This window comes from Pseudonocardia ailaonensis (assembly GCF_039531635.1).
GTDB classification, from domain to species: Bacteria; Actinomycetota; Actinomycetes; order Mycobacteriales; family Pseudonocardiaceae; genus Pseudonocardia; species Pseudonocardia ailaonensis.
In genome coordinates, this window is the sequence record NZ_BAAAQK010000036.1 from 17,986 (window position 1) to 36,447 (window position 18,462).

An 18,462-nucleotide genomic window follows, 5' to 3' on the forward strand; every position below is an offset into this window, starting at 1 on the left:
ATGGTTCCATAACGCGGGTTCAGCGGAGGACGGCGGCGCAGCGTTCTGTCGCCAGGGCTACTGCCGCGTCCCTGGCCGCGTTCGCCTCCTCGCTCGTGAGGGTGCGGTCCTTCGCGCGGAAGCGGAGGGCGTACGCCAGCGAGCGGTTGCCCTCGCCGACCTGGTCGCCCGTGTAGACGTCGAACAGGCGCACCGCCTCCAGCAGCTCGCCGCCGCCCTCGGTGAGCGCGGCCGCGACGTCCGCCGCGGGCACGTCGTCCGCGGTGACCAGCGCGACGTCGACCGACACCGGCGGGTACGGCGAGACCTGCGGGGCGGGGCGGCCGTCCTGCAGCGGGATCGCGTCGAGGTCCAGCTCCATCGCGCAGGTGCGTGGCGGCAGGCCCAGTGCCTCGACGACCTTGGGGTGCAGCTCGCCCGCGTGTCCGACGGGCCAGTCCCCCACCCGCAGCGAGGCGCACCGGCCCGGGTGCCACGGCGCCAGCTCGGCCTTCATCACCCGCAGCTCGACGCCCGCCGCGGCCCCGACCAGGCGGCCGGCCTCCACGGCGTCCTCCCAGCTCGCCGGGCGGCCCTTGCCCCACCAGCCCTGCGGCTCGCGGGCCCCGGCCAGCACGACGGCGACGTGCACCGGCTGGGCGGGCAGCGCGGCGTCGATCTGGGCGATCTCGGCGTCCGTGGGGCGCCCGTCCACGGCCGGATCGGGCATCGTGACCGGATTGCGGTGCGGCAGCACGACCTGGCCGACCGTGTACAGCGCGAGATCGTCGAAGCCGCGGGCCTTGTTGCGCACCAGGGTCTCGAGCAGGCCGGGCAGCAGCGTCGTGGACAGCCGGTTGCGGTCCGCGTCGAGCGGGTTGGCGACGGTCACGGTGCTGCGCCGGATGTCGTCCGCGTCGAGCCCCAGGGCGTCCCACACGTCGTCGCCGACGAACGGGAACGGCTCGACCTCGACGTGCCCGGCCTCGGCCAGCGCCCGCGACACCGCGCGGCGGCGCAGCTGCGCGGCGGTGAGGCCGCGGCCGGCCGGGGCCGACGGCAGCACCGACGGGATGGTCTCGTAGCCCTCCAGCCGCAGGACCTCCTCGACCAGGTCCGCGGGCTGCGCCAGGTCCGGACGCCAGGTGGGCGGGGTCGCGACCACGGCCGCCTTGCCGTTCGCCCCAGTCTGCAGCTCGACGCGGCAGCCGACCTGGGTGAGCCGCGCGACGGTCGCGCCGCGCTCGTAGGTCACGCCCGCGGTGCGGTCCGGCAGGTCGAGCGCCATGGGGACGGGCGGGAGCACCGGGGCGGCGCCGACGTCCGTGCGGCCGGCCTCGATCGTGCCACCGCCGTACTCCACGAGCAGCCGCGCCGCGCGCTCGGCCGCCACCGGCGGGAGCTGCGCGTCCACCGACCGTTCGAACCGCTTCGACGCCTCGCTGGGCAGCTTGTGCCGGCGGGCGGCGCGCGCGATCACGGTCGGCGCGAAGTGCGCGGCCTCGATCACGATGTCGATCGTGCGGTCGGTCTCGCCCGCGGCGTCCAGCGGGATCTCCGTCGACGCCCCGCCCATCACGCCCGCGAGCCCGATCGGACCCGAGTCGTCCGTGATCAGCAGGTCGTCCGGGTCCAGGGTGCGGGTGACGTCGTCGAGCGTGGTGAGCTTCTCCCCCGCCTTCGCGCGGCGGACGACGATCGTGCCCTGCAACCGGCTCGCGTCGTACGCGTGCAGCGGCTGGCCGAGGTCGAGCATCACGAAGTTGGTGACGTCGACGGTCAGCGAGATCGGCCGCATCCCCGCGGCGAGCAGGCGCCGCTGCATCCACCAGGGGCTCGGCGCATCGGCGCGCACACCGGTGACCCGGCGGGCGACGAACCGGGGGCAGCCCGCCTCGTCCGCGATCTCGACCGGCCAGGAAGACCCAGCCTCCGCGGGCACGTCGACGCGCAGCACCGGGTCCGTGTAGTCCGTGTCCAGCGACGCCGCGAGCTCACGCGCGATGCCACGCACGGCGAAGCAGTAGCCGCGGTCCGGGGTGATCGCGAGCTCGACGACCGGGTCGGTGAGCCCGAGGACCTCGGTGGCGTCGCTGCCGGTCTCCGCGGTGCCCGGGGGCAGCACGAGGATGCCGGCGTGGTCCTGGCCCAGGCCCAGCTCCTTGGCCGAGCAGATCATCCCGTCCGAGGTACGGCCGTAGGTCTCGCGCGCCGCGATCGGGAACGGGCCGGGCAGCACGGCGCCCGGCAGGGCGGCGACGATCAGGTCGCCGACCTCGAAGTTCCGGGCACCGCAGACGATGCCGCGGGTCGCCGGGCGGGCGGGCGACCCGACCTCCACCTGGCAGAACCGGATCGGCTTCTTGAACTCGGTGAGCTCCTCGATCGCCAGCACCCGGCCGACGACGAGCGGGCCGGTCACCTCCGGCAGCGGGTGGATCTCCTCGAGCTCCAGCCCGACGCGGACGAAGGCCTCGCCGACCGCCTCGGCGTCGTCGGGCACGTCGGCGACGTGGTCGCTCAGCCAGGACAGGGGGACTCGCACGTCGTGCTCCTAGATTCCGAAGGCCCTAGACACCGAAAGCGCTGCTGAACCGGACGTCGCCCTCGACCATGTCCCGCATGTCCGGCAGCCCGTTGCGGAACTGCAGGGTGCGCTCCAGGCCCATGCCGAACGCGAACCCGGAGTGCACCTCGGGATCGATGCCGCAGGCCCGCAGGACGTTCGGGTTGACCATGCCGCAGCCGCCCCACTCGACCCAGCCGGCGCCGCCCTTCTTCTCCGGGAACCACACGTCCACCTCGGCGGACGGCTCGGTGAAGGGGAAGAAGCTCGGCCGCAGGCGGGTGCGGGAGTCCTCGCCGAACATGGCGCGCGCGAACGCGTCGAGGGTGCCCTTGAGGTGCGCCATCGTCAGGCCCTCGTCGACGGCCAGGCCCTCGACCTGGTGGAAGACGGGCGTGTGGGTGGCGTCGAGCTCGTCGGTGCGGAAGGTGCGGCCCGGGCACACGACGTACACGGGCAGCTCGCGCTCCAGCAGGGCGCGGATCTGCACCGGCGAGGTGTGCGTGCGCAGCACCGTGCTCTGGTCGGACCCCAGGTAGAAGGTGTCCTGCATGGTGCGCGCCGGGTGGTCCTTGCCGAAGTTCAGCGCGTCGAAGTTCAGCCAGGAGGACTCGACCTCCGGGCCCTCGGCGACCTCGTAGCCCATCCCGACGAACACGTCCGCGATCTTCTCGGCGATCTGCGTGATCGGGTGCCGGGCGCCGCGCGGGCGGCGGTCCCAGGGGACGGTGACGTCCACGGACTCCTCGGCGAGCACCCGCGCGTCCCGCTCGGCGAGCAGGATCTCGCGGCGGGCGTCGAACGCCTCCTGGACCTCGACGCGGGCGGCGTTCACGCGCTTGCCGGCGTCCGCCCGCTCCGGGCCGGGCAGGCTGCCCAGGGACCGGCGGGCCAGCAGGACGGGGGCCTTGTCGCCGAGGTGGGCGGGCTTGACCGCGGCGAGGGCGTCGAGATCACCCGCACCGTCGAACGCCTCGCGGGCAGCCTTCACGGCGGCATCCAGCGCGGCGGGGTCGAGATCGCTCATGACACTTCCCTCAGGCACGGTCGGTGATCCTAGAGCCCTGGATCGGGCGGAGCGCCGCGGCGCTCGCGTACAGGCAGATCGCGGCGGCGGTCGCGAGGTTGAGGCTCTCCGCCCGGCCGTAGAGCGGGACCCGCACCCGGTGGTCCGCCGCCTCCAGCACGGTCGCCGGGAGACCATGGGCCTCGCCACCGAATATCCACGCCGTGGGCCCGGCGAGCACCTCGGCGGCCTCGGGGGCGTGCAGGTCGAGCTCCCCGTGCCCGTCCGCGGCCAGCAGGGTGAGGCCGGCCAGTGCCTTTCGGACCACGGTCAGGTCCCGTTCGCGGGCGACGGGCAGGTGGAACAGGCTGCCGGTCGACGCGCGGACGGCCTTGCCGTTGTGCGGGTCGACCGAGTCCCCACCGAACACGACGGCCGCGGCGCCGGCCGCGTCGGCGGCCCGCAGCACGGTGCCGGCGTTGCCCGGCTCGGAGACGTTCACGAGCACCGCGACCAGCCGCGCGTCCTGCAGAGCGGTGTCGAGCGGCACGTCGACCAGATCGCAGACGGCCACCAGGCCCTGCGGGGTGACCGTCTCGGACAGGCCCTCCGCGGCAGCGTCGGTCACCAGGGTCACCGGGATGCCGCGCCCCTCGGCGAACGAGACGACGTCCGCGTTGCGCGACAGCGCGGTGCCGGTGGCGAACACCTCGTGCACCCGGGCGCCGCCGGAGACGGCCTCCCGGACGGCCTGGGCACCCTCGACGAGGAACCGCCCGGCCTTGTCACGGCCCGCGCGCCGCAGCAGCTTGCGGGCTGCGGCGACGCGCGGGGTCCGTTCGGTGAGCAAGTGCTCAGGCAGCCGACTCGTTCTGGGCCGGCACGTTGGCCCTGGCCAGCTCGACGAGCGCGGCGAACGCGGCCGGGTCGCTGATCGCGAGCTCCGACAGGTTCTTGCGGTCCACCTCGACACCCGCGATCTTGAGACCCTGGATGAAGCGGTTGTAGGTCATGCCGTTGGCGCGGGCGCCGGCGTTGATGCGGGTGATCCACAGCTGCCGGAAGTCACCCTTGCGCGCGCGGCGGTCCCGGTAGGCGTAGGTCAGCGAGTGGAGCTGCTGCTCCTTGGCCTTGCGGTACAGGCGCGACCGCTGGCCGCGGTAGCCGGCCGAGGCCTCGAGGACCGTGCGGCGCTTCTTCTGGGCGTTCACCGCGCGCTTCACGCGAGCCATGAGGTGTGTCCTTACTTCGTCGGGGGGCTAGCGGGCGGCGGTCAGCGACCGAGGAGCTTCTTCACGCGCTTGACGTCGGCCTTGTCGACGGCGACGACGCGCGACAGGTCGCGGGTCTCCTTGCTCGACTTCACCTCGAGCCGGTGGCGCAGGCCGGCCTGCTGCCGCAGGAGCTTGCCGGTGCCGGTCACCTTGACCCGCTTGGCCGTTCCCTTGTGCGTCTTGTTCTTGGGCATGGCTGATCCACTTCTGTCGGTCGCGGCCGTGGGGGGACCGCGGCGCGGTGTGCTGCTTCTGGCTCGGGCGAACCTCAGGCCGTGGGCTCGGTCTGCACGTCGGCGGCCTGCACGTCGCCGGCCTCCACCTCGACGTCCACGTCGGTGTCCGACGCCGTCGCGCTCGACGGACGCTTGACCGGCTTCTTGGTCGGCGCGATCACCATCGTCATGTTGCGGCCGTCCTGCTTCGGGGCGGCCTCGACGATGCCCAGCTCCTCCACGTCCTTCGCGAGCCGCTGCAGGAGCCGGTAGCCCAGCTCGGGGCGGCTCTGCTCACGACCGCGGAACATGATGGTGACCTTGACCTTGTTGCCACCCTCGAGGAAACGGACCACGTTCTTCTTCTTGGTCTCGTAGTCGTGGGTGTCGATCTTCGGCCGGAGCTTCTGCTCCTTGATCACCGTGAGCTGCTGGTTCCGCCGGGACTCCCGGGCCTTCTGCGCGCTCTCGTACTTGAACTTGCCGTAGTCCATGAGCTTGCAGACGGGCGGGCGGGCCTGGGCCGCGACCTCGACGAGGTCGAGCTCGGCCTCCTGCGCCAGCCGCAGGGCGTCCTCGATACGCACGATGCCGACCTGTTCGCCGTTCGGGCCGACGAGGCGGACCTCGGGAACGCGAATGCGGTCGTTGATGCGGGTCTCTGTGGTGATGGGGTCTCCTCGTTATGCCGTCATGTCCTGCGACGACAAGCAAAGACCCGTCGATCGACACAGCTCCGCGAAGAACTGCTGACCGGGACCCGGACACCTGTGGAGCAGTGAGCGGGTGGGAGCGGGGCTCCACTTGATCGCCCAGACGCGCAATACAACGCGCGACGGAGTGGTCGCATTCCGAAGGGTACACGAGTGCCCCTCGCCCGCCGCGCGGGGGCCCGCCGGGCCACCGGGCCGTCCCCGGCGACGAGATCGAGCGCCGGAGCGATCACCGGTCGCGGAGCCGGAGCCGCTCCACGGCGGCTCCCGCACCGCAGCTCACCCCGCGAGTCGGCCCCGCTGCGCCGCCCGGCGCTCGAACCACACGGTCATCAGCGGCGGGATGCTCGAGACCAGCGCGAGAGCCAGGGTGCGGAGGTCCCAGCGGAGCTTCCGGGCCGCGACGACCGCCACGACCACGTACAGCACGAAGAGTGCGCCGTGGATGGGGCCGAAGACCTGCACCCCGATCGGGTTCTGCACCACGACGTACTTGAAGAACATCCCGACCAGCAGCCCCGTCCACGAGCAGGCCTCGGCGATCGCGACCGCGCGGAACAGCTTCCCCACACCGGAGGTGGTCTCGACGGTCGCGGTCATGGTGCTCCCTTTTGTCCGGTCCTGGCTGCTCCCCCAAGTTCTACCAGACGTCGAACTTCGGCCGACCGATGAGTTCCGCGCACCCGGGCCGTCTGACCTGACAGACGCCCACCGAGGAGGACGCCATGACCGCCGCCGTGCAGACCGTGACCCTGGCCCCCGCCGCCCACCGGCTCGCGGCGCTGCTGCCCGCCATCCGCCCGGAGCAGCTCGCGGACCCGACCCCCTGCCCCGACTACTCCGTCGCGGCGCTCCTCGACCACCTGATGGGCCTCACCGAGGCGTTCACCGACGCCGCCCACAAGACGGCGCAGGGCTCGCAGGCGCCCGTCGCCACGGCCGAGCACCTGGACCCGGACTGGCGCACCGAGCTGCCGGACCGCCTCGCCGCCCTGGTCGCGGCCTGGCGCGAGCCGGAGGCGTGGGAGGGCGAGACCGAGGCCGGCGGCGTCGTGATGCCCGCCGCCGTGCTCGGGGTGGTCGCGCTCAACGAGATCGTGGTGCACGGCTGGGACCTCGCCCGCGCCACCCGGCAGCGCTTCTCCGTCGACGCGGTGAGCGCCCACGCCTGCCTCGACCTCTGCCGGGGCTTCGCCGAGCACGGGGTCTTCGGGCCGCCCGTCGAGGTCGGGGCCGGCGCACCCGTCTTCCACCGGATGCTGGGGTACGCCGGGCGGGACCCGCGCTGGACCCCATGAGAATGGAGGTGTGCATTTCGACACCCTCAGCGTCCACGCCGGCAACGACATCGACCCCGGCACGGGCGCGATCCGCCGCCCGCTCGTCATGGCCAACTCGTACGCCCTGCCGGACGACCCCTCCACGCTGAGCTGGTCGGACTTCGGCACGCCGCTCTACACCCGCAACGGCGGCGCCAACCAGGGCTGGCTCGAGGAGAAGCTGACGCTGCTGGAGACGGCCGGGGCTCCCGGGAACGTCGACGCGGTCGCGCTGGCGAGCGGGGTCGCCGCCCTGCACGCCGTCTTCTTCACGTTCCTGCGCTCCGGTGATCACGTGGTGTCCTCCGACGTGACGTACGTGGCGGTCTTCCGGCTGCTCACGGAGCTGTTGCCGGCGAAGTACGGGATCACCGCGACGCTCGTCGACTCGTCGGATCCCGAGGCGGTCCGGGCCGCGATCCGCCCCGAGACGGCGCTCGTCCACATCGAGACGCCGGCCAACCCCACCACCCGGATCACCGACGTCGCCGCCGTCGCCGAGATCGCCCACGCGGCCGGCGCCCTGCTCAGCGTCGACGCCACCTTCGCGACCCCGGTCCTGCAGCGGCCGCTGGAGCTCGGCGCCGATCTCGTCGTCCACTCCCTCACGAAGTACGTCAACGGCCACGGGGACGCCATGGGCGGCGCGATCATCGGCGACCGCGCGCTGACGGACCGGGTGCGCGCCGAGGCGATGGTCAACGTCGGCGGCGCGATCAGCCCCTTCAACGCCTGGCTGATCATGCGGGGCGCGGTGACCCTGCCGCTGCGGATGCGTCAGCACTGCGCGAACGCCCAGGCGGTCGCGGAGTTCCTCGAGGCGGACCCGCGGATCGCGTACGTCGCCTATCCCGGCCTGCCCTCGCACCCGCAGCACGCGCTCGCGGCCCGCACGATGTCCGGCTTCGGCGGCATGCTCGCCTTCGCGGTCCGCGGCGACGCCGACACGCAGAACCGCTTCGTGGCCGCCCTCACGGTGGTGACGTCGGCGGTCTCACTGGGCCACGACGAGTCCCTGATCGTCCACGTGGCCGGGGACGACGAGCGCGCCGGCTCCTACCCCGAGCCCTTCCGCACCTGGGGCCACCTGCGCCTCTCCGTGGGCCTGGAAGACCCCGGAGACCTGATCGCCGACCTCACCCAGGCCCTCGACTCCCTGGAGCCCTGACCCCGCGACCCGCGAGTCGGCACCGTCCGCCCCGCGAGTCGGCACTTTCGGGAGGCCGAATGTGACGCCGGCGCGCAGATCAGCGATGTCGCGGGCTGCCGCACCACCGATCCCGCGAGCCCACAGGTCCATCACGGCGGCGCGTCGTCAGCGTGTGTTTCGGCCTACCGAAAGTGCCGACTCGCGGGGTTTGGGGTCAGCCGTTGCCGCCGCCGCCGGGGTTGCCGCCGCCGTTGTCGGCGCCAGTGTTCTCGTCGCCTCCGGGGGCGGGCTGGTCGGGAGCCGCGGGCGGGGTGGGGGGCGGGATGTAGGCGTCGGGCAGGGTGCCCTTGAGGTAGGCGGGGTCGACGGGCGGGAGGGGCGCGATCGGCTGGTCGCCGAGGATGTCGGACAGCGCCCGGTAGGCGGTGCGGGCGGGGGCCTTGCCGCCGTAGATGTTGCCGCCCGAGCAGGTGTGCGGCGGGCTGCCGTCGCAGATCGGCTTGGGGGCGTTGGAGTCGTCGAAGACGATCGAGGCGCCCGCGAGCTGCGGCGTCGCCCCCACGAAGGCCGCCGACTTGTACTGCTGGGTCGTCCCGGTCTTCGCCGCGATCGGCCGGTTCCAGCCCTCGGAGCCGGCGGCGGCCGCGGAGGTGCCGCCCGCGGAGTCGTCCTTGCTCAGGCCCGTCATCAGCGTGTCCGCGATGCCCGGCTCGAGCGCCTGCCGGCAGGCCTCCTGCGTCACCGGGACCGCCTTGCCGTCCCGGTCCGTGACCGAGGCCAGCGGGGTGGGCGGGCACCAGGTGCCGTGGCTGGCGAGGGTGGCCTGGACGTTGGCCAGCTCCATCGCGCTCGTCGGGGTGACCCCGAGGGTGAACGACGCCTGGTTCTGCGACTTCATGACGTCCGCGATCGACGGCGTCCCCGCCTTGCCGCTGTAGGGCGTCTCCGCGAGCGAGGTGAGCCCCAGCCGCACCGCCATGTCGACGACCGGCGGCACCCCCGTGCTCTCCTCCAGCTTCACGAACGCGGTGTTCGGCGACTCCGCGAGCGCGTCCTGCAGCGTGAGCGCGGCGCGGTAGTGGCCGTCGTTGTTGACCGGGATCGGCTTGCCGTTGCCGTTCTTGTAGATCGGCGACGTGTAGCCGCTGGCCGGCACGGAGATCAGGGTGTCGATGCCGATGAGGTGCTGCTCCATCGCCGTCGCCGCGGTGAAGATCTTGTAGACGGACCCGGCGCCCATGTTCTCCGGCTCGTAGGGCAGCCCGTAGCTGGACTCGCCCTCCTTGTTGCCGAAGGTGCGGTTGGCCGCCATCGCGACGACCTTGTGCGAGTCCGCACCCGGCGCCACCACGGCCATCACGTTCGCCACGTGCGGCTGGGTGGGCGGCACCTGCTGGTCGACGGCCGCCTTGACCTTGCCCAGCGCGTCCGGGTCCAGGGTCGTCCTGATGGTGTAGCCGCCACCGGTGAGCTTGTCGGTGGGGAAGCCGGCCTGCTTGAGGTAGGCGAGCACGTAGTCGCAGAAGTAGCCGGCGTCGCCCGCGCCGATGCAGCCCTCCGGAGGTGTCGACGGGTCCGGCACCGACCCGAGCGGCGCGGCGGCCGCCGCGGCGGCCTGCTGCGGGTCGATCGAGCCCTGCTGGCGGAGCTGCTCGATGACGACGTTGCGCCGGCCCTTGGCCGCGTCCGGGTGCGCCACCGGGTCGTACTCCGCCGGGCTCTGCACCATGCCGGCGAGCAGGGCGGCCTGCGGCACCGTCAGCGCCGAGGCGTCGACCCCGAAGTACGTCTGCGCGGCCGCCTGCACGCCGTAGGCCCCGTGCCCGAAGTACACGAGGTTGAGGTAACGGGTGAGGATCTCGTCCTTGGACAGCTCGTGATCGAGGCTGACCGCGAGCTCGGCCTCCTTGAGCTTGCGCGCGTAGCTCGGGGCCACGGCGGCGCGACGCTGGGCGTCCGTCGTGGCGGCGACGTAGAGGTCGTAGTTCTTGACGTACTGCTCGGTGAGCGTCGACGCGCCCTGGGTGGCCCCACCGTTGGAGTTGTTGACGAGCGCGCGGGCGGCACCGATCGGGTCGAAGCCGCCGTGCTCGTAGAAGCGCCGGTCCTCGATGGCGACGATCGCGGCCTTCATCGTCGGCGCGATCCTGTCGCTCTCCACCGGCACGCGGTACTGGTCGTACAGGGTGGCGAGGGTGTGGCCGGTGGCGTCCTGCACGGTCGTCGCGGCGGGCAGCACCCCCGCCTTGAGGTCGGCGTTCGTGCCCACCGCGGAATCGCTCACCGCACCCGCGGCCAGGCCGATTCCGCCGATGAAGGGAAACAGCATTCCGGCCACGAGCACACCCGCCACGACGGCCAGGATCACCAGCCGCCGCACACCCCACGTCACACCCACGGGGGAAGGTCTACCAGGGCGGACCGTAGCGGCCGGGTGTGGCCCGCCGATGCGGAATTGCCCTTTCTCCGCGATTCGGACGTAATTCCGCGCGAATGTGCGAACCGGGCGACCCGGTGGCGACGAACCAGGTCGTGAGGCGCACACTTTCACTGGGCAACGGATGCGCGACCGACACGGGGAGGCCTGGATGGGCGAGCTGAGCGGATGGCACTGGCTGATCGTCATCGGCGTGTTCGTGCTGCTGTTCGGGGCGCGCAAGCTGCCCGACGCCGCACGCAGCCTGGGCCGGTCCACCCGGATCCTGAAGGCGGAGCTGCGGGCCGACGACGCGGCGCCCTCCCCCGTGACCCCGCCCGCCCCGGTGCAGCCGCAGGACACCGTGCAGGTCACGCCGCAGGTCACCGCGCCGGCGGCGGCGCCGGCCTCGTCGCAGCCCGCACCCCAGACCGCCGCCGGGCCGGCGACGGATCCCGCCCGCACCGACGCCACCTGACCGGGAGACCCGGGCCACCGGCCGTCGACATCCCCGGGTGGGGCTGACTAGCGTCGGCCGGTGTGAAGGTCCGGATCGGCGTCGGGTCGCTCCCGACCGGTGCCCAGGGTGTGACCGAGCTCGTCGACGAGCTGGAGGCGCGCGGGATCGACTCGCTGTGGCTCCCCGACATCGTCGGCACGGACGGCCTCGACCCCCTGACCGGCATGGCCTACGCCGCCGGCCGCACCCGCTCGCTCAAGATCGGCACCGGTGTCCTCGTGCTGCCGGGCCGCAATCCCGCGCTCGTCGCGGCGCAGCTCGCGAGCCTCGCGGCGCTCGCGCCGACGCGGATCCTGCCGGTGTTCGGGGTGCGCTCCGGCCGCGCCCGGGACCGGCAGTTCTACCCGGTGCCCGGCGAGCGCGGCGCGGTGTTCGACGAGGCACTGCTGGTGATCCGCCGGCTCCTCACCGAGGAGCGGGTCTCCCACGAGGGCGCCTTCTACCAGCTGCACGACGCCTCGGTCGGCCCCCGCCCGCCGGGCCCGCTCGACCTCTGGCTCGCCGGGCACGCCCCGGTCGCGCTGGAGCGGATCGGGCGCCTCGGCGACGGCTGGCTCGGCAGCGGGGTCAGCCCGGAGGAGGCCGGCCGGTGCCGCCTCGAGATCGAGCGCGCGGCCGCGGAGGCGGGCCGCGAGATCGAGGCGGACCACTACGGCACGAACATCGGCGTCGTCCAGGACGGGACGAGCGAGGCCGAGATCGCGGCGATCCTCGCCGCCACCGCGCAACGGCGTCCGGAGATCCCGCCCGAGCGCGTCGTCGCCCGGAGCTGGGCCGAGGCCCGCTCCCGGATCACCGAGTTCGTCGAGGCCGGGCTGACCAAGTTCGTGATCCGCCCGGCCACCCCGATCACGTCGTGGCACGGCTTCCTCGACCGTTTCGAGCAGGAGCTGCGCCCGCTGGAGACGTGATCGGACCGGTGATCGTGTGGCAGGGTCGAGGCGTGAGCAGGATCCGTGACCGGGACGGCGCCGCCCGCGCCCGCAACGCCCGGCCCCGCGACGCGGCCGGCCGCCCGTTGCCCTACGGCTCCCCCGACGCCGGCCGGGTGCCGGACGATCTCGACCTCACCCCGGACGAGACGGTCACCGAGGCCCAGCGCCTGCTCGACGAGGGGCTGCCCTTCCAGGCCCACGAGGTCCTGGAGGCGGCGTGGAAGAGCGCAGGGGCCGCCGAGCGCGACCTCTGGCGGGCGCTCGCACAGCTCGCCGTCGGCCTGACGCACGCCCAGCGCGGCAACGCCCGCGGCGCGTCCTCCCTGCTCGAACGAGGCGCGGACGGGATCTCCCGCTGGATCGGCGACACCCCGGCGGGCCTGGACCTGCGCGGCATCCAGGCCCACGGCTTCGCCCTGGCCGAGCGGATCGAACGCGAGGGCGCGGGCGCCGTCACCGAGGCCGACCTCCGCCCCCGCCTGCGGGGCTGATCGGGCGGGGGAACGGTCGGAGTTCGACCGATTCCCTGCCGGATCACACAGCGACGTCGTCGACCGCCCGCAGCACCCGCAGGACGTTGCGCCCCGCGAGCTTCCCGCAGTCCTGGGCGCTCCAGCCCCGGGCGAGCAGGGCGTCGAACAAGCGGGGATAGCCGCTCACGTCCTCCAGGCCGGCCGGCAGCTCCGCCACGCCGTCGTAGTCGCCGCCGATGCCGATGTGGTCGATCCCCGCCGCCTCGCGGACGTGCTCGACGTGCGCCACGACGTCGTCGAGCGTGGCACCGGGCGTCGACGGGCCGTCCCAGGCCGCGGCGAAGTCGTTGCGCACCTTCAGGTTCCGGTGATCCGCTCCCGCCGCGGTCATCGCGTCGGCCAGCCTCAGGTCCCACTCCGCCACCGCCCGGGACACGAAGCGCGGCACGAACGTCACCATGCACACGCCCCCGTTGGCGGGCAGGGCGGCGAGGACGTCGTCCGGCACGTTGCGCGGATGGTCGGTCACCGCGCGGGCGGACGAGTGCGTGAACAGCACCGGCGCCCGGGTCTCCTCCAACGCGGCCCGCATGGTCGTCGCGGCGACGTGCGAGAGGTCGACGATCATGCCGATCCGGTTCATCTCGGCCACGATCTCGCGGCCGAAGCCGGTCAGGCCGCCGTGCACCGGCTCGTCCGTCGCGGAGTCCGCCCACTCGGTGTTCAGGTTGTGGGTCAGGGTCATGTATCGCACCCCGGAGCGGCGCAGGGCGCGGAGCACCTGCAGCGACCCGCCGATCGAGTGCCCGCCCTCGGCGCCGAGCAGCGAGCCGATCCACCCGTCGGCGAAGGCGGCCTCGACCTCGTCCGCCGTGGTGACCACGCGCAGGTCCGCGGGATACCGGTCGGCCAGCGCGTGCACCCGCTCGACCTGTTCGAACACGGCCCGCACCGCCCCGTCGCCGGTGAAGGAGCACGGCACGTAGACCGACCAGAACTGCGCACCGACCCCGCCGGCGCGCAGCCGCGGCAGGTCCGTGTGCAGCCGTGGCTCACCCGCCGCGAGATCGGGCTCGGGCCCGGCCAGCGTCCGCAGCGCCCAGGGCAGGTCGTTGTGGCCGTCGATCAGCGGGGTGTCCCGCAGGAGGTCGGTCGCGTGCATGGGCAGCAGTGTCCCCCGCGACCGCACGGGCAGACTGGACGCGTGCACTCCCCGCGCGTGGCCATGGTCCTGCATCCCCGCAACGACGTCACCGAGGTCGCCCGACGGCTCGTCGCCTTCGCCGACGCGCACCACACGGAGGTGCTGGTCCGCGCCTCGGACGCCGCCCGCGTACCCGGTGCGGTCCCGGTCAGCGGCGAGGACCTCGCGAACGAGGCCGACGCCGTCGTCAGCCTGGGTGGCGACGGCACGATGCTGGGCGCGCTGCGGCTCGTCGCCGACCGGCCCGTCCCGGTGCTCGGCGTGCACCTGGGCAACCTGGGGTTCCTCGTGGAGGTCGCCCCGCCCGAGCTCGACGCGGCGCTGGCCCGGCTGGTCAGCGGGGACTTCGTGGAGGAGCCGCACAGCGCGCTGCGGATCTCGTGCGGCGACCGGACCCACGTGGCGTTCAACGACCTCGCCCTGGCCCGGCACCCCGGGCGCGGCACCGTGGCCGCCCGGCTGGCCGTGAACGGCGTCCGCTACGGCTACTACCACTGCGACGCCCTGGTCGTGGCCACCGCGGCGGGCTCGTCCGCCTACAGCTACGCGGCCGGGGGGCCGATCCTGTCGCCGTCGGTCGGCGGGATCGTGGTGACGCCGTCGGCACCGATGTCCGGCATCTCACGGCCGATCGTGCTCGGCGAGGCGGACACGCTGCGCCTGGAGCTCACCGAACGCTGCGGCACGACCGCGCTGGAGGCGGACGGGATCGGCACCGGCGACGTCGGGGCCGGGGCGGTCGTCGACGTCGTCGTACAGCCGGGTGCGGGGCGGGTGGTGCGGATGGACCCGGACGTCCACGCGCAGCGCAGCCGGGTCAAGCTCAGCCTGCTGGACCTCCCGCTCCTCCCCGAGCAGCTGCGCGAGCTGCTGCCCGGGGAGGTGCGGGACCGGCTGGAGGCCCGCGAGTCTCAGTAGAGGATGACGCCGCGGATGTTCTTGCCGTCGTGCATGTCCTGGTAGCCCTGCTGGACCTCGTCGAGCGAGTAGGTCTTGGTGATCAGCTCGTCGAGCTTCAGGGTGCCGGCCCGGTAGAGCTCCAGCTGGCGGAGGATGTCGTAGCTCGGCGACGACTCGCCGAACAGCGAGCCCTGCAGCCGCTTCTGGAACAGCGTCATCTCACCGATCGAGACCGGGATCCCGACCTCGGTGAGGTCGCCGAGCCCAGTGACGACGGCGGTGCCGGCCTTGCGGATGGCGGCGAAGGCCTGCGCGACGTGCTGCCCGGTCGTGACGCCGACGGTGACGATCGCCGAGTCCGCGCCCTGCCCGTTGGTGAACTGCTTGGCGAGCTCGGTGGCCTCCTCCATCGTCTCGCAGGAGTGCGTGGCGCCCAGCTCCTGCGCCTTCTCCCGCTTGAAGGCCACCGGGTCGACGGCAATGACGTTCGTGGCGCCGGCGTGCGCGGCACCCTGCACCGCGTTGATGCCGATGCCGCCGATGCCCATGACGACCACGGTGTCACCGGGCTGGACCTTCGCCGAGTTCACGGCCGAACCCCAGCCGGTGCCGACCCCGCAGCCGACCAGGCAGGCCTTGTCGAGCGGGATGTCGTCCGGGATCTTGATCGCCGAGTCCACCGCGACGGTGGTGTGCTCGCAGAAGGTCGAGATGCCGCACATCTGGCCGACCGGCTGCCCGTCGAGGCTGAGCCGGAAGTCCGTCGGGTCGTCCCAGCGGGAACCGGCGAGCAGGCCCGCTCCCAGGTCGCACAGGTTCTGCTTGCCCTGTGCGCACCAGCGACAGCGCCCGCAGCCGGGGATGAAGGAGAAGACGACGTGGTCGCCCTCGGCGAAGCCCTTGGTGCCGGGCCCGACCTTGGTGACGATCCCGGCGCCCTCGTGACCGCCGGCGAAGGGGTAGACGCCGACGGGGATGTCCCCGGTCGCGATGTGGTCGTCCGAGTGGCACATGCCGGACGCCACCATCCGGACCTGGATCTCACCGTTCGTCGGGTCGTCGAGCTCCAGATCCACGACCTCGTACTTGCCGGGTGCCTGGCGGATGATGGCTCCACGGGTCTGCATGGCGGTGTCCTCCTGGACTTCACTGTCACATGGGGATATGCGCACCGGACCCTAGGACGGTCGACGGGGAAGGGAAAGCGGAAGCTCGCGCCGCGTCACGAAAGTGTCGACATTCGCGGGCCTCCCGGCTACCGCGGCAGGCGCCGCCACACGGCCCTCGGCAGGTGCCTGAACAGGGCGAACACCGGTCGCAGGGCGCCGGGGACCCACACCTCGCCGCGGCCCGCGCGCAGGGCCGCGACCGTCGCGTCGGCGACCTGGTCAGGAGTAGAGGACAGGGGCGCCGGCGACATTCCCGCGGTCATCCGGCCGACCACGAAACCGGGCCGCACGAGCAGCAGCCGCACCCCGGAGCCGTGCAGCGCGTCCGCGAGACCGGAGGCGAAACCGTCGAGGCCGGCCTTCGCGCTGCCCTAGACGTAGTTCGCCCGCCGCACCCGCACCCCGGCCACCGAGCCGTAGACGACGATCGTGCCGCTCCCCCGCTCGCGCATGAGGGTCGCGAGCTCGGTGAGCACCTGCACGTGGGCGACGTAGTCGGTGTGCACGATCTGCACCGCGTGCGCGGGGTCCCGCTCGGCGCGCGCCTGCTCACCGAGGATCCCGAACGCGACGACGGCGATGTCGATCCCGCCGTGCCTGTCCGCCACCTCGTCGAGGAGGGGGCGGTGGGAGGTGAGGTCGTCGGCGTCGAACTCGACGCGCTCGACCGTCGTGCCGGTGATCGACTTCTCCTCGCCGTCGAGGTCGTCGGCGCGGCGGGCGGCCAGGACCACGGTCGACGCCTCGCGCCCGGCGAGCCGGCGGGCCACCGCGACGCCGATCTCGCTGCGGCCGCCGAGGACGAGGAGGGTTCCCATGCCGGGGAGTCTGCGCGATCAGCTCCCGAGGGTGAGCGCCGGGCCGTTGGCGAGCTCGTCGGCGTCGACGGTGACCTTGCCGCGGTGGGAGATCTCGACCTGGTAGAAGTCGCCGCCGGTCGGAACGTCGGGGACGGTGAAGGTGAACTCGCAGGTCGACGAGCTGGTGGCCCGGCCGGTGCTCAGCCTGCCGGTGCCGACGATCGCGCCCGAGGCGTCGTAGACGGTCACGCCGGTCCCCGCGCCGATGTCGCGGTAGCCGCCGGAGCCGGTGCACGAGGAACCGGTCCGGAACGACGAGCCGAGGTAGCCGGTGTCGGTGAGCTCGAAGGTGCCCCGGACATCCTGGGTGCCGCCGGAGGCCGCGGCTGCGACGACGCCCGCCAGCAGCGCGACGCCGACGACACCGCCGACGATCGCGAGGGGCCGGCGGGAGCGGCGCGGCGCCGCGAACCCGGGGTGGCCGTACGGGGGCGGGTAGCCGAGGCCGGCCGGGGGGCCGTAGGGATCGGCGATCGGGGCTGCCGGGCCGGCGACCGGGTACGACACCGGCCCCGCGCCCTTCGGCCCGGCTCCCGGCCAGGCACCCATCGACACGGCTCCCGGCACGGCGACCGGCGGCTCCGGCGAGGCCCCGGCGAGCGTCCCCCCGGCCCACGGCGCCCGCAGGCCGTACGCGGCCGGCACGACCGGGATCGCGACGGTCGGGTCGTCGAGAGGCGTCTCCGTGCCCCGGACCTGCGCGTCGGGAAGGGCGGTGGGCTCGGTGGCGGTCATCGGGACCTCTCTGGCGGCGGGACCTACACCCGACTCGTCGCTCCTCGCGTTAGGCCATTAGCACCAACGTGACGGGTTCATCAGGACTGACTACGCAACACCGCCGTCACAACGGCGATCTAGGTTCGACGGCGTGCCCGAGATGCTCTTCGACGTCCGCTGGCCGGACGGCTCGACCGAGTCCTTCTACTCGCCCTCGCTGATCGTCGAGGAGTACCTGCGGGTGGGCGCCGGCTATCCGGTGACGGAGTTCGTGGACCTCACCCGCACCTGCATGCAGATCGCCGACCAGCGGGTCCGGGCGAAGTACGGCATGGGGTGCGCCGAGTCCGCCCACACGCTGTCCCGGGTCGAGGGCGCGGCCGCGCGGTTCGAGGGATCGCAGGAGGTCACCGTCGAGCGGTTCCGCCGCTGACGGGATACTCGCGGGCGTGACGTCCGGCCCTCCCGTCCGGCGAGCCGCGGTCCTCGGCTCCCCGATCGCGCACTCGCTCTCCCCCGTCCTCCACGGCGCCGCCTACGCCGCCCTCGGCCTGGACACCTGGTCGTACACGGCACACGAGGTCGACGAGGCGGGCCTGCCCGCCTTCGTCGAGGGTCTGGACGGGTCGTGGGCCGGCCTCTCCCTGACGATGCCGCTCAAGCGGGTCGCCCTGGAGGTCGCCGCGGACGTCGCCCCCTCCGCCGCCGCCATCGGCGCCGCGAACACCCTGGTCCCGGGCCCGCACGGCTGGACGGCCCACAACACGGACGTGCAGGGGATCGTGGAGGCGCTGCGGGCGGTGGGCCTCGCCGCCCCGGCGGGCGTGCGCGGGGGAACGAGCGGCTCCAACTCCGACGCCGTCACCGGAGCCGGAGGCAGAGGCGGTGCCGGAGGCGCTGCCGGAGGCGGAGCCGGAGCCCGAGCCGACGCCGGCGGCGGGGGCGGCGCCTCGCGGAGCGGGTCCGAGGACGGCGGGCGAGCGCCGGACGACGAGGCGCCGCGCGGCGCGGAGCCCGGCCGCGCGGTGGTGCCCAGCGCGGAGCCC

Annotated in this window: 18 protein-coding genes and 2 pseudogenes; 8 read left to right on the forward strand and 12 right to left on the reverse strand. The window is 73.4% G+C overall.

Annotated elements, in window-relative coordinates:
- Positions 1-19: 19 nt before the first annotated feature.
- The 7 genes from pheT to ABD324_RS36740 all read right to left on the reverse strand — a co-directional run bounded on the left by pheT (position 20) and on the right by ABD324_RS36740 (position 6,353).
- Positions 20-2,524 (reverse strand): phenylalanine--tRNA ligase subunit beta, encoded by a 2,505-nt coding sequence (pheT, locus tag ABD324_RS36710; protein ID WP_344428378.1) that lies wholly within the window; start codon positions 2,522-2,524, stop codon positions 20-22.
- A 25-nt stretch (positions 2,525-2,549) separates the two neighbouring features.
- Entirely contained in the window at positions 2,550-3,572 is a 1,023-nt protein-coding gene (gene pheS, locus ABD324_RS36715) for a phenylalanine--tRNA ligase subunit alpha (protein ID WP_344428382.1), read from the reverse strand.
- A 10-nt stretch (positions 3,573-3,582) separates the two neighbouring features.
- Complete coding sequence (locus tag ABD324_RS36720; RefSeq protein ID WP_344428385.1) at positions 3,583-4,401, reverse strand: TrmH family RNA methyltransferase; 819 nt, start codon at positions 4,399-4,401, stop codon at positions 3,583-3,585.
- 4 nt (positions 4,402-4,405) lie between these two features.
- The gene (gene rplT, locus ABD324_RS36725; protein WP_344428387.1) at positions 4,406-4,783 is read right to left on the reverse strand and encodes a 50S ribosomal protein L20; all 378 of its coding nucleotides are present in this window, start codon (positions 4,781-4,783) and stop codon (positions 4,406-4,408) included.
- Between the two features lie 41 nt (positions 4,784-4,824).
- A complete protein-coding gene (gene rpmI, locus ABD324_RS36730) occupies positions 4,825-5,019 on the reverse strand; it encodes a 50S ribosomal protein L35 (protein ID WP_344428390.1) in 195 nt (64 codons plus the stop codon).
- Positions 5,020-5,093: 74 nt separating this feature from the next.
- Entirely contained in the window at positions 5,094-5,711 is a 618-nt protein-coding gene (gene infC / locus ABD324_RS36735) for a translation initiation factor IF-3 (RefSeq protein ID WP_344428429.1), read from the reverse strand.
- 321 nt (positions 5,712-6,032) lie between these two features.
- Positions 6,033-6,353: a DUF3817 domain-containing protein gene (locus ABD324_RS36740; protein WP_344428393.1), complete on the reverse strand. Its 321-nt coding sequence runs from the start codon at positions 6,351-6,353 to the stop codon at positions 6,033-6,035.
- A 125-nt stretch (positions 6,354-6,478) separates the two neighbouring features.
- Between ABD324_RS36740 and ABD324_RS36745 the strand changes: the two genes are divergently transcribed.
- Together ABD324_RS36745 and ABD324_RS36750 are read left to right on the forward strand one after the other, a co-directional pair.
- Positions 6,479-7,051: a TIGR03086 family metal-binding protein gene (locus ABD324_RS36745; RefSeq protein ID WP_344428396.1), complete on the forward strand. Its 573-nt coding sequence runs from the start codon at positions 6,479-6,481 to the stop codon at positions 7,049-7,051.
- 10 nt (positions 7,052-7,061) lie between these two features.
- A complete protein-coding gene (locus tag ABD324_RS36750; RefSeq protein WP_344428399.1) occupies positions 7,062-8,240 on the forward strand; it encodes a trans-sulfuration enzyme family protein in 1,179 nt (392 codons plus the stop codon).
- A 196-nt stretch (positions 8,241-8,436) separates the two neighbouring features.
- Here the strand turns inward: ABD324_RS36750 and ABD324_RS36755 are convergent, their stop codons facing one another.
- Entirely contained in the window at positions 8,437-10,620 is a 2,184-nt protein-coding gene (locus tag ABD324_RS36755; protein WP_344428402.1) for a transglycosylase domain-containing protein, read from the reverse strand.
- 190 nt (positions 10,621-10,810) lie between these two features.
- Here ABD324_RS36755 and tatA point away from each other — a divergent pair, with 190 nt between their 5' ends.
- From tatA to ABD324_RS36770, 3 genes are all read left to right on the forward strand, one after another.
- Entirely contained in the window at positions 10,811-11,116 is a 306-nt protein-coding gene (gene tatA / locus ABD324_RS36760) for a Sec-independent protein translocase subunit TatA (RefSeq protein WP_344428404.1), read from the forward strand.
- A 62-nt stretch (positions 11,117-11,178) separates the two neighbouring features.
- The gene (locus ABD324_RS36765) at positions 11,179-12,069 is read left to right on the forward strand and encodes a TIGR03854 family LLM class F420-dependent oxidoreductase (RefSeq protein WP_344428406.1); all 891 of its coding nucleotides are present in this window, start codon (positions 11,179-11,181) and stop codon (positions 12,067-12,069) included.
- A 32-nt stretch (positions 12,070-12,101) separates the two neighbouring features.
- Entirely contained in the window at positions 12,102-12,584 is a 483-nt protein-coding gene (locus ABD324_RS36770) for a DUF309 domain-containing protein (RefSeq protein WP_344428409.1), read from the forward strand.
- Between the two features lie 43 nt (positions 12,585-12,627).
- Here ABD324_RS36770 and ABD324_RS36775 read toward each other — a convergent pair whose 3' ends face one another.
- Positions 12,628-13,728, reverse strand: a complete 1,101-nt coding sequence (locus ABD324_RS36775; RefSeq protein ID WP_344428411.1) for a dipeptidase — start codon at positions 13,726-13,728, stop codon at positions 12,628-12,630.
- A gap of 42 nt (positions 13,729-13,770) precedes the next feature.
- Between ABD324_RS36775 and ABD324_RS36780 the strand changes: the two genes are divergently transcribed.
- Complete coding sequence (locus ABD324_RS36780) at positions 13,771-14,688, forward strand: NAD(+)/NADH kinase (protein ID WP_344428414.1); 918 nt, start codon at positions 13,771-13,773, stop codon at positions 14,686-14,688.
- Here ABD324_RS36780 and ABD324_RS36785 read toward each other — a convergent pair.
- The 3 genes and pseudogenes from ABD324_RS36785 to ABD324_RS36795 form a co-directional block, all read right to left on the reverse strand.
- Positions 14,682-15,797, reverse strand: a complete 1,116-nt coding sequence (locus tag ABD324_RS36785; RefSeq protein ID WP_344428417.1) for an NDMA-dependent alcohol dehydrogenase — start codon at positions 15,795-15,797, stop codon at positions 14,682-14,684. The two genes, ABD324_RS36780 and ABD324_RS36785, sit on opposite strands and share 7 nt — an antisense overlap.
- Positions 15,798-15,925: 128 nt before the next feature.
- Positions 15,926-16,657 (reverse strand): annotated as a pseudogene (gene dprE2 / locus ABD324_RS36790) (decaprenylphospho-beta-D-erythro-pentofuranosid-2-ulose 2-reductase).
- Positions 16,658-16,675: 18 nt separating this feature from the next.
- Positions 16,676-17,434 carry a hypothetical protein gene (locus ABD324_RS36795; RefSeq protein ID WP_344428420.1) on the reverse strand — a complete coding sequence of 253 codons (759 nt, stop codon included), beginning with the start codon at positions 17,432-17,434 and terminating at the stop codon, positions 16,676-16,678.
- Between the two features lie 142 nt (positions 17,435-17,576).
- Between ABD324_RS36795 and ABD324_RS36800 the strand changes: the two genes are divergently transcribed.
- Positions 17,577-17,849 carry an MSMEG_0570 family nitrogen starvation response protein gene (locus tag ABD324_RS36800; RefSeq protein WP_344428432.1) on the forward strand — a complete coding sequence of 91 codons (273 nt, stop codon included), beginning with the start codon at positions 17,577-17,579 and terminating at the stop codon, positions 17,847-17,849.
- 16 nt (positions 17,850-17,865) lie between these two features.
- A pseudogene (locus ABD324_RS36805) lies at positions 17,866-18,462 on the forward strand (hypothetical protein); the annotation flags it as partial.